Genomic DNA, 8,639 nt, shown 5'->3' on the forward strand with positions numbered 1-8,639 from the left:
GGGTTTGAGGACTTTTGTCGTCAAGAGTGCTCTGCAACCTCTATGAGCTTGCTGCATGGACCTCGCCCGAATAGGACCTCGCGAACCAGGCTCATCGCCAACGGGCGTGGCGACTTGGTTAGCAAGCGGATGCTAATATGGATCGCTTACCGTTGGCCCGCCGGGGTGGGTGTGTCGTTTGCGAGCCGACCTGCGACGTCAGGTAGGTCCGGCCTGCTCTGGACAAGGGTCATATTCGTCTCGCTGTCAGACACCGCATGTTGCTGGCAAAGCCAAGGCGCCCACCATGTTCGAAAGGTAAGCATGGCAGGCACCCCAAGATGACCGACGACGGAGTGGGTCGGATTTGTCGGCGGCCCCCGCAATCAATGGAGTAGCGGTTTGCCGGTTGCAGCCTCCAGCCCTTTGCCTTGGTCGCTGCGACTTCAGTCGCAGCGGGCTTGCGACTGCAGTCCCCCATCGGAACGAATGACATCAGGCCCCGTTTTGCGGAGCATTGAAGTCGGAGGGATTTGCATCATGAACCGGCGAGCAGTGTCGTCTTTCGACTGCGAGGTCCTTCGGTGTGCCTTCGTAAGATCGGTCATCGAAGACGGAATTCCTGAAGACAGATGGGCGGCCCACGCCGCGCTTTTGATCCGCGAGCTTACCGGCAAAAAGGATGTCGACCAGCGCCTGTTGGATTGGGTTTTGCAAAGCAGCAGCGTTCCCCGGTTCCAGGCGAAATGGCTCAAGGCTTAGACCTTGCGATCGGACCGACCAGGAGGTTCTGTTCGAGCCTGGAGCGCGATGGAATAAGCAACGGCCGGGCAATGGGAACATGGCGGCCAAACTGAACCCGCCATTCCGGGTTCGGGTGGCTGGCCTCTCCTCAGGATTTCAGAGTCAGATCCAAAAAGCCCGCCGCCAAGGAGTTAGCGGCGGGCAGTTCAGGGTTGCCGCAGATGGAGGGGATGATCTCCTGCGACTTCTACCAATGGACTGGCGGGCCGTTGTTTCCCGTGTTCGGACCTCTGCGTGCGGCCATCGGACCTCAGTCGCCATTACCGGATGCAGGGTTTGCTTCGGGCTGCTGCCGCAAGCGCCCACCATGCTGAAAGGGAAACATGGCGGGCACCCGTAATGACCGCCGATTAGGGGCTAGCTGTCGACGGTGCCTACCAATGTGTTGCCGGGATGTTGGTTGCCGCGCCTGGGCCCTTTGCCGCCGGAGCTGAGACCTCAGTCGGACCAAGCCATAGACCGTGGCCCGAGCCCGGGAACGAATGCAGGCAGGCACCGTTGCGCAACGGAGGGATGTCTATTTGGGAGAGGAACGATGGACGACAGAGATAACAGCGTTCTTGAGGCCCGATGGCTGCTCGCCGTGCCCGCTTCACTGGTTCTCACAGTGCTCATTGCCGGCTTCCTGCTGGTGTAAACGGCCCATGAATCGATCCATTTTCCAGCGCAATGTTGACAGACCCAATGTCGGGGAACCGTGCGGCGGGGCATGCGTTTAGTCACGTCCCAAAAATCCCGTCGCCACCCATCCTTCAGATGGCAGCGGGGTTGCTGGATAGCCCGGTTTCCCTAACTCCTGTCACTCCGTGGAGGAGCAAAGCCGGGCTATTCGGTTTCGCGCCGAATCCCCTCGCTAACGTCACTTTGCAGGAATATAATGACCTCGTCGTCCGCACCCAACCGAGGCGAGCGGATGCTTGAAAGAGCAGATCACGCCTTCGCCCGGGTGAGGGAGAAAGCGTCATGGCTTTCAAAAAATACAGCAGCATATTCACGCCCGTCGATCTGGAGATTCTCCAGAGGGTTTTTGACCAATTATGCGCGGAGCGCCGTCTGGCCCTTAAAGACCAGGAGCAGCGGGAGCAGCTTGCCTACGAAGTCATCCAGGCGTTCGAGAACGGCATCTGCGACGAAGTCGCGTTGCGCCGGCTGTTTTTAAAACGCCGCGCGGCCATGGCCGAGTGAGAGCTCTCTGAGGCGACTTCACCGGACGCCTCCCGTTCCGGAGTTGCCCTCTTCCATCTCATCCGACAGAAGCCTGGCCAGATGGTCACGGCTCAAGCCCAGCGTTTGCTTCAGAACCACCAGGAAGGCGCGCGCCCTCTCTGTCGGCAAGCCGCTCTGCTCGGCCTGGGCGATGACCTCGAGCTGATGCTCCAACCGCTGTTCAATCTCGCGGATGTGCTGCTCGACCCTGGCGATGTCGTCCTTGATGCTCATGCCGCGAACATAGCCCATTGGAGCTAGACTGACAGCCCTTCGTTCACGGAACGTCCGGCAGGCGTTCCTAGCTACGTTAGTTGTCGCTAAAGGCGCCGGGCTGGTCCTGTGCCGTTCCACCGGATGAACGCCACCTCCTTGCCGGTGACCTCCCGCACCGTCTTCAACAGCGCCTCATGCAGAAGCTGGAGCGAGCGGTAGTGATCGCATTGCGGCGATATCAGCGGACCGACGATGCTCTTATGCAGCGCCTCCGCTGCCTGTAGGAACCGCTCCAAATCCGGACCGGATAGCTGCCTGGGCTTGTTGCGCCTGACCATTGCGATCCCCCGAGCATCGCCTCATATAGGATAATAATCCTATATGAGTTCCAAACTGTAAAGAGGGCGGACACAACGGAACGGTTACGCAGGGGATGCGCAACCTCCGGTCACGCAGGTCGGTCGCAGCCTCGCCCGGGGATTTCAGGGAACACGAACGATAGTCAGAATTCGCGCTTGAGAAGTTGGAGAAGGGACTCCTCGTCCGATACGCCGCTGGTGAAAATGTCCATTATCTGCGCGGCAAGGGTATTCGCTTCGCGGGTGCCGGGCAGAATACCGAGTTCCTGGCAGATGCGATCATAGACCCTCTGCAGGAGGGCCATATCCTCCGGGTAAGCCACGCCGCTGGTTTTGGTGGGATCGAACATGGCTTCCTGCCTCGTGCTGGGCGGAAGCGCTCTGTTCGCTTGCTGTCGGCGATGCCCGTGTCAATTACCGCCGATGGTGGAGGATAGGCCGGTTGGGGGCCACGGCACTATAACAAATGATGGAGCGGACCGGACACCGGCCCTCTGCGCAGTTCGATCGGACTTCAGTCCAACTTCTCTTCCGGCGGCCGGGTCTGGGCAGCCGCGATGGCCGAGCGCAATGCCTCAATGGAACCAGTTCCGCCTCCCTCAGTTCCATTAGGACGTCTCTCGCGGGTTGCCGGCCAAAAATGGCTCGGCTGCACAAGGCCCGAGGACAGTTTTTTGCCGGAGGAACCGATGTCGCTGCACACCCTTCATCCCGAACATGTCGATGAAACCCGCATGAATGCCTATTCGACCTTCGCGCCTGCCCTTCTCAATTCGCTGGCGCTGCGGCTGGCCCGCTGCCAGGGAACGAAGGAACTGGCGGAGGTGGAGAAGTCGCTCATCCGCCTTGTCGAAGACTCCGACGTCGCCGCACCGCAGGTCGAGGCGATGAAGGAGTTCGCGATCGAACTGGTGGTGTCGACGATGAAGAACGTCCGCGACCACCCAGACTCCAAGAGCGATCTCGAGGAGATCGCCGGCCGCCGCACCCAGGGCCGTTCGGAAAGTCCGGACACGCTCGAGGAGCAGTTGGAGGCGGGCCTGGAGGACAGTTTTCCGGCCAGCGATCCGCCGGCCGTGGTCTCCACTGCCATTTCCGGCGGGGCCAAGGAGATTGTCGGCACCGATGAGGTGCTGCGGCAGAAGAAGGAGGCTGCCGCCCGGGAGGCGCAGAAGAACGAATAGCCGTTCCGCAAGTGGGTCAAGGCGAAGCGATATGGCGGTTCAGCCTAGCGCCAAAGCTCCAGGATGACCTCGACCGGAGCGACCTCGACATGATGTGAATATCTCTTGCTGAAAAGGCTGACGATGGCGTCGTAGGCCTCGTTCGAGGTGCTGCAGATCGCATCCTGAGCCAGGACCGTCCTGTAGCCGAAGTCGATCGCGCCTAGCAGCGTTGCCAGCACGCACATGTCGGCCTCGCCGCCACTCACGATCACCGTGTCGACGGCGTCCTGCGCCAGCGCCCGCTGCAGCCGGCCGCCAAACCAGGGAGAATAGACGAATTTGTCGAACTGGCGCGCGGGCGGAACGAACCGCCGCAGCTCCGGTGCAAGTTCGATGATGTCGGCGCCTGCGCGTTCGAGCGTCATATCGGCCCAGCGCAAATAGTAGTCGCGCCACTGGCCGGTGCCGTCGCCCGGCCTGCGGGCCGGAATGAACCGCGTGAAGACCGTTCTCGCAGGCTGCCTTTCCACAAGCTGGATCACCTTCGGCAATGTTTCGGGGAGCCAGTCGACCGCCCACGGGCCCGGCGGCATGAACATTTGCTGCATATCCACGCAGATGTGGATCGCATTTGCCGGGATCGGACGGAGGATCTCGTTCTTCGTATTCTCTTGCATCGCCTCTCCCGCGACCTGCGCGGCTTTCGACGGGTGCCGCAGTCCGGCTCGTGCGACCTGCCGGGCTTCGTTGCAATGCGACGGCGCGGGCAAAGTTCCTGCGGGGGAACCTGATGCTTCGCGAAGGGTTCTCCTCCCAACAGGAAGGAGCACGCGATGAACAAGGACGACAAGGATGCTCGCGACAATATTGGCGCCACCGGCGCCGTTCCGCGGCGGCCGGGTGCGGGCCATGCTCCCGAGTCGACGGGGCTGCCCACCAAGGGCGGCGACGATCCGCTGGTGCGGTTCCTGGCGGAGAACACCGACCTTTCGCCGAAACAGGCCCGGGAACTCATCCGCGAGCACGGCCACGACCGGCAGCGGCTGCTGGAGATAGCGCGCACGATGAAGGCTGAGGGCTGACCGAGGACCAGGCAAGGAAACAAGAGAATGAGCATGCTGTACCGCGCGGCCAGGATCGCGGAGGAGGCGCATCGGTCGCAGACCGACAAGACCGGCGAACCCTATATCGAGCACAGCCGGCGCGTCGCCGAACAGGTCGAGACGCTCGACCAGAAGATCGTCGCTTATCTGCATGACGTCGTCGAGAAAGGCGAAGGCTGGACCCTCGGCCGGTTAAGGACGGCCGGCTTCGGCTCGCCCGTCGTCGCCGCCGTCGATGCGCTGACGAGAAGGCTGGACGAGACCGAGCAAGGGTTCCTGTGCAGGGCCGCGTCGAACCGGCTTGCGCTGCCGGTCAAGCGGGCCGACCTGAACGACAATCTCTGGCAGGCGCGCCAGGCCGGTGTTTCGACCGCGAAATACGAAACCGGCCTGCGCGTCCTCAACCGGCTTCGCGGCGCCAAGACCATTCCACCAAAGAGACGTGCCGGGACGAGCAGAATCGGAACGAGGCTCGACGCCGGCCGTTCCCCTTGATCGGCATCTAATGGAGCAGAAAAATGCCACGCGGAGACAAATCGAAATACACCGACAAGCAGGAACGCAAGGCCGACCATATCGCCGAGGGGTACGAGCACCGCGGCGTGTCCGAGAAGGAGGCCGAGCGGCGCGCCTGGGCGACCGTCAACAAGGACGATGGCGGCGGCAAGAAGGAAGGCGGCTCGGGACGCGGCAAGCACACCGGCAACCCGGCCGCGCACAAGGGCGGCAGGATGGGCGGCAAGGCCTCCGGCGAGAGGCCGGCGGCCAGCCGGTCGGCCTCGGCCAAGAAGGCGGCGGCGACCCGCAAGCGCAACGACAGCCACACGCATCATTAGGGGCCGACGCCGAAGCTAAGGCCGGCGGGACAGCGCCCCCCTCTGCCCTGCCGGGCATCTCCCCCACAAGGGCGGAGATTGGCCGTTCCGCCCTAAAGCGGCATCTCGGAGGTCTGCTTGATCGTCTGGCTGGGCACCTCGGTCTTGACGTTCTGCACGCCCTTGATGCGGCTGAGATGCTCCGACTGGAAGCGGCGGTATTCGTCGATGCCGGCGGCCACAACACGCACCATGGCGTCGCAGTCGCCGAGCATCAGGTAGCACTCCATCACCTCGGGCAGCTTGGCGGCTTCGGCGGCGAAATGCTCGATCGTGTCCTCGTCCTGCTGCTTCAGCCAGATGCGGGTGAAGAAGGTGTGGCCGCGGCCGACCTTGGCCGGATTGAGCACGGCGACATAGCGGTCGATGACGCCGGCCTCCTCCAGCAGCTTGACCCGTCTCAGGCACGGCGAGGGCGACAGGCCGACTTCCCGCGCCAGATCGTTGTTGGCCATGCGCCCGTCGCGCTGCAGGGCGCGCAGGATGCGTTTGTCGATCTCATCCAGCTTCATGGCTCAGAATTCCATCTTTCTGCCTGATTGCGATATCCAATGCCAATTCCTGGCAGAAAAGGCGAATCTTCGCAACCAAATTGCTCGACGTTTGGCCTATGCTTACCGGCATATAGTCATCGACATCGGATGGTTCGGACGCAGGCGGACGCGAGGCGCGCCCGGCTTCGTTCGCGCAAGGAGTCCCATGAGCATCTCGCAAGCAAGCCTGACCCTGGACGAGGCGCCTTACCGCCAGCGGTCCGAATTCCGGCGCGGCGTGGCCGCCTCGACGCCGGTGCTGCTCGGCATCGTTCCCTATGCGCTGGTGCTCGGCGCGCAGGCCGCGCAGAAGGGCCTGAGCGTCGCCGAGGTTCCGCTGATGACCGGCATGAACTTCGCCGGCGGCTCTGAGTTCGCGGCGATCCAGCTCTGGACCTCGCCGCCGCATATCCTTCTGATCGCTGCCATCACCTTGCTGGTCAACAGCCGCCATTTCCTGATGGGGGCGGCACTCGCGCCGTTCCTGCGCGAGCTGCCCCTGCGCAAGGTGTTTCCGGCGCTGTTCCTGATGTGCGACGAGAGCTGGGCGCTGGGCCTGGCGGATGCAAGGCAGCGGGCGGCCGCGGGCCTGAACCCGGCCTTCAGCCTGCCCTACTATGCCGGCACCGCCCTGCCCTTCTACCTCGCCTGGGTGGCCTTCACCACCGCCGGCGCAGCACTCGGCCCGGTGCTCGGCAATGTCGAGGATTACGGTTTCGCCATGGCCTTCCCGGCGGTGTTCCTGGTGCTGATGCGCGGCATGTGGAAGGGCTTTGCCGCAGCGCGGCCGTGGCTGGTCAGCCTGGTGGTGGCGGCGCTCACCTATCTCATCGTTCCCGGCGCCTGGTATGTGGCGGCCGGCGCGCTTTCCGGCCTGGTCGCGGCCTATATGTTTTCGGGAGACCAGGCATGATCGATCCGGCCAACCTCATCGCCATCGTGCTGATGGCCAGCGTCACCTATCTGACCAGGATCGGCGGCTATGTCGTGCTGCGCAACCGCACGCTCGGCCGCCGCGCCACGGCGGTGATGGAAGCCGCGCCCGGCTGCGTGCTGATCTCGGTCATTGCGCCGGATTTCGTCTCGAAGAACCCCGCCGACCTGGCAGCGCTCGCCATCACGCTGCTCGCGGCGACCCGGCTGTCGATGCTGCCGACCGTGGTGATCGGCGTGGCGTCGTCCGGGGTGTTGCGGTGGTTGATGGGGTAGTCACCTAGGCTGGCGGGACAGCACCCTCTGCCCTGCCGGGCATCTCCCCACGAGGGGGAGATTGGCAGTTTCAGCGCCGTGACTCAGGCGTCGCCGCCGCCTTCATGGCTGCCGCCATCGCCGCCGCCGTCGCCGCCGCCACCGTCACCGCCGTCACCGCCGCTGCCGCCGTCACCGCCACCATCATGGCCATCGCCTTCATGATCGCCGCTCTCGTGATCACCATCGTGGTCGCCGTCGCCCTGGTCGCCCTCATGCGAGCCGGCGCCGGCGCCCTCGCCCTTATGATCGCCTTTGTGATCGCCCTTGTCGCCTTCATGGCTGGCGGTGGTGCCTTCGTCGACTTCGTCGGGCAGCGTCGCCGTCGCCGGGCCGCCATGGTCCGAGAACTCGCCCGCGAGGGATTGCTGCGCCGCGAGAATGCCGAACAGGCCGACCGAGGCGGCCAGCAGCAAAGGAAAAGGCTTCATCATCGTCTCCCACCCGGCACGCGGCCGCCATTGTCGATGGCGGATCATTTATTCGGCCGGATTACGGCGCCCTTAAATGCGTAGCTTCAATTTTAGCAGTCGCTTATTTTCGTGACCCGATGAGGAAGCCGGCACCAGGCCTGCCGTCCTTACGCGCAACCGTTCAGCGGCCGTAGAGACCGATCTCGTCCGGCTGGATCGGGCCGGCGGCTTTCCCCTCGCCCTTGGCGTGATCGCCCGCCTGCTTGCTCAGCGCCGCGTCCAGCCTGTCGCCATCGCTGCCTTGCGGATCGATGATCGCATTGACGAGCGTGTCGAGCGAAACGCCGAGCTGGTCCAACCCCAGCTTCTTTTCGATCGCGATAATCTCGGCAGCGGATTTCTGTTTCAACGCCTCGACCGCGTTCTTGACGGCCGTGCCGTAGGAAAACAGGGACTGGTAGTCGCCCTGGTCGATGCCGAATTCCTTGCCGACGCGCTCCATCAGCCGGACCTTCATTGCCGTGATGTTGAGGCTGTTCACGCTGAACATGGATCCGGAGATCCTGGCCTGCGCCTGCATCAGAGGCGAGCCCGAGCCGGAACCGTCGGGACTGGAAACGCCATTGATGCCGGCGACGAGACTGTCTTCAGCCACCGCCGATTGCGGGCGTTGCTGCTGCAGGACCAACAGGGCGGCGTTGTTCAGCGCGGACAGTGAGGACATTGCCGGTCTCTCG

The 8,639-nt window shown here is 63.4% G+C and carries 14 protein-coding genes and 1 pseudogene; 8 read left to right on the forward strand and 7 right to left on the reverse strand.

Annotated elements, in window-relative coordinates:
• The first annotated feature begins 519 nt into the window (after positions 1-519).
• Both EN846_RS32355 and EN846_RS32360 read left to right on the forward strand, forming a co-directional pair.
• On the forward strand, positions 520-741 hold the full coding sequence (locus EN846_RS32355) for a hypothetical protein (RefSeq protein WP_135859573.1): 222 nt from the start codon (positions 520-522) through the stop codon (positions 739-741).
• Between the two features lie 1,005 nt (positions 742-1,746).
• Complete coding sequence (locus tag EN846_RS32360) at positions 1,747-1,968, forward strand: hypothetical protein (protein ID WP_187331516.1); 222 nt, start codon at positions 1,747-1,749, stop codon at positions 1,966-1,968.
• A gap of 18 nt (positions 1,969-1,986) precedes the next feature.
• Here EN846_RS32360 and EN846_RS32365 read toward each other — a convergent pair whose 3' ends face one another.
• The 3 genes from EN846_RS32365 to EN846_RS32375 all read right to left on the reverse strand — a co-directional run bounded on the left by EN846_RS32365 (position 1,987) and on the right by EN846_RS32375 (position 2,914).
• Positions 1,987-2,223, reverse strand: coding sequence for a hypothetical protein (locus EN846_RS32365; RefSeq protein WP_127393308.1), 237 nt, complete (start codon positions 2,221-2,223; stop codon positions 1,987-1,989).
• An 86-nt stretch (positions 2,224-2,309) separates the two neighbouring features.
• A complete protein-coding gene (locus tag EN846_RS32370) occupies positions 2,310-2,543 on the reverse strand; it encodes a hypothetical protein (RefSeq protein WP_127393307.1) in 234 nt (77 codons plus the stop codon).
• 164 nt (positions 2,544-2,707) lie between these two features.
• Positions 2,708-2,914 (reverse strand): hypothetical protein, encoded by a 207-nt coding sequence (locus tag EN846_RS32375; protein ID WP_127393306.1) that lies wholly within the window; start codon positions 2,912-2,914, stop codon positions 2,708-2,710.
• Between the two features lie 207 nt (positions 2,915-3,121).
• On the opposite strand from EN846_RS32375, the gene EN846_RS32380 reads away from it, so the two are divergent.
• The gene (locus EN846_RS32380; RefSeq protein ID WP_245493455.1) at positions 3,122-3,748 is read left to right on the forward strand and encodes a hypothetical protein; all 627 of its coding nucleotides are present in this window, start codon (positions 3,122-3,124) and stop codon (positions 3,746-3,748) included.
• Between the two features lie 44 nt (positions 3,749-3,792).
• Here EN846_RS32380 and EN846_RS32385 read toward each other — a convergent pair whose 3' ends face one another.
• Complete coding sequence (locus EN846_RS32385; RefSeq protein WP_245493454.1) at positions 3,793-4,500, reverse strand: isochorismatase family cysteine hydrolase; 708 nt, start codon at positions 4,498-4,500, stop codon at positions 3,793-3,795.
• A 63-nt stretch (positions 4,501-4,563) separates the two neighbouring features.
• Here EN846_RS32385 and EN846_RS32390 point away from each other — a divergent pair, with 63 nt between their 5' ends.
• The 3 genes and pseudogenes from EN846_RS32390 to EN846_RS32400 all read left to right on the forward strand — a co-directional run bounded on the left by EN846_RS32390 (position 4,564) and on the right by EN846_RS32400 (position 5,669).
• The gene (locus tag EN846_RS32390) at positions 4,564-4,812 is read left to right on the forward strand and encodes a hypothetical protein (protein ID WP_127393305.1); all 249 of its coding nucleotides are present in this window, start codon (positions 4,564-4,566) and stop codon (positions 4,810-4,812) included.
• 27 nt (positions 4,813-4,839) lie between these two features.
• Positions 4,840-5,256: pseudogene (locus EN846_RS32395) on the forward strand (HD domain-containing protein); the annotation flags it as partial.
• Positions 5,257-5,351: 95 nt separating this feature from the next.
• The gene (locus EN846_RS32400) at positions 5,352-5,669 is read left to right on the forward strand and encodes a plasmid stabilization protein (protein ID WP_127284585.1); all 318 of its coding nucleotides are present in this window, start codon (positions 5,352-5,354) and stop codon (positions 5,667-5,669) included.
• A 92-nt stretch (positions 5,670-5,761) separates the two neighbouring features.
• On the opposite strand, the gene EN846_RS32405 is transcribed toward EN846_RS32400, so the two are convergent.
• Entirely contained in the window at positions 5,762-6,220 is a 459-nt protein-coding gene (locus EN846_RS32405) for an Lrp/AsnC family transcriptional regulator (protein WP_127284584.1), read from the reverse strand.
• Between the two features lie 187 nt (positions 6,221-6,407).
• Here EN846_RS32405 and EN846_RS32410 point away from each other — a divergent pair, with 187 nt between their 5' ends.
• Positions 6,408-7,154, forward strand: a complete 747-nt coding sequence (locus EN846_RS32410; RefSeq protein ID WP_127393303.1) for an AzlC family ABC transporter permease — start codon at positions 6,408-6,410, stop codon at positions 7,152-7,154.
• On the forward strand, positions 7,151-7,450 hold the full coding sequence (locus EN846_RS32415; RefSeq protein ID WP_127311682.1) for an AzlD family protein: 300 nt from the start codon (positions 7,151-7,153) through the stop codon (positions 7,448-7,450). The genes EN846_RS32410 and EN846_RS32415 overlap by 4 nt, the downstream gene beginning before the upstream one ends.
• A gap of 83 nt (positions 7,451-7,533) precedes the next feature.
• On the opposite strand, the gene EN846_RS35460 is transcribed toward EN846_RS32415, so the two are convergent.
• Entirely contained in the window at positions 7,534-7,923 is a 390-nt protein-coding gene (locus EN846_RS35460) for a hypothetical protein (protein WP_189521672.1), read from the reverse strand.
• A gap of 160 nt (positions 7,924-8,083) precedes the next feature.
• Entirely contained in the window at positions 8,084-8,626 is a 543-nt protein-coding gene (locus EN846_RS32430) for a hypothetical protein (RefSeq protein ID WP_128347141.1), read from the reverse strand.
• Positions 8,627-8,639: the final 13 nt, after the last annotated feature.

The organism is Mesorhizobium sp. M4B.F.Ca.ET.203.01.1.1, assembly GCF_004791025.1.
GTDB lineage: Bacteria > Pseudomonadota > Alphaproteobacteria > Rhizobiales > Rhizobiaceae > Mesorhizobium > Mesorhizobium abyssinicae.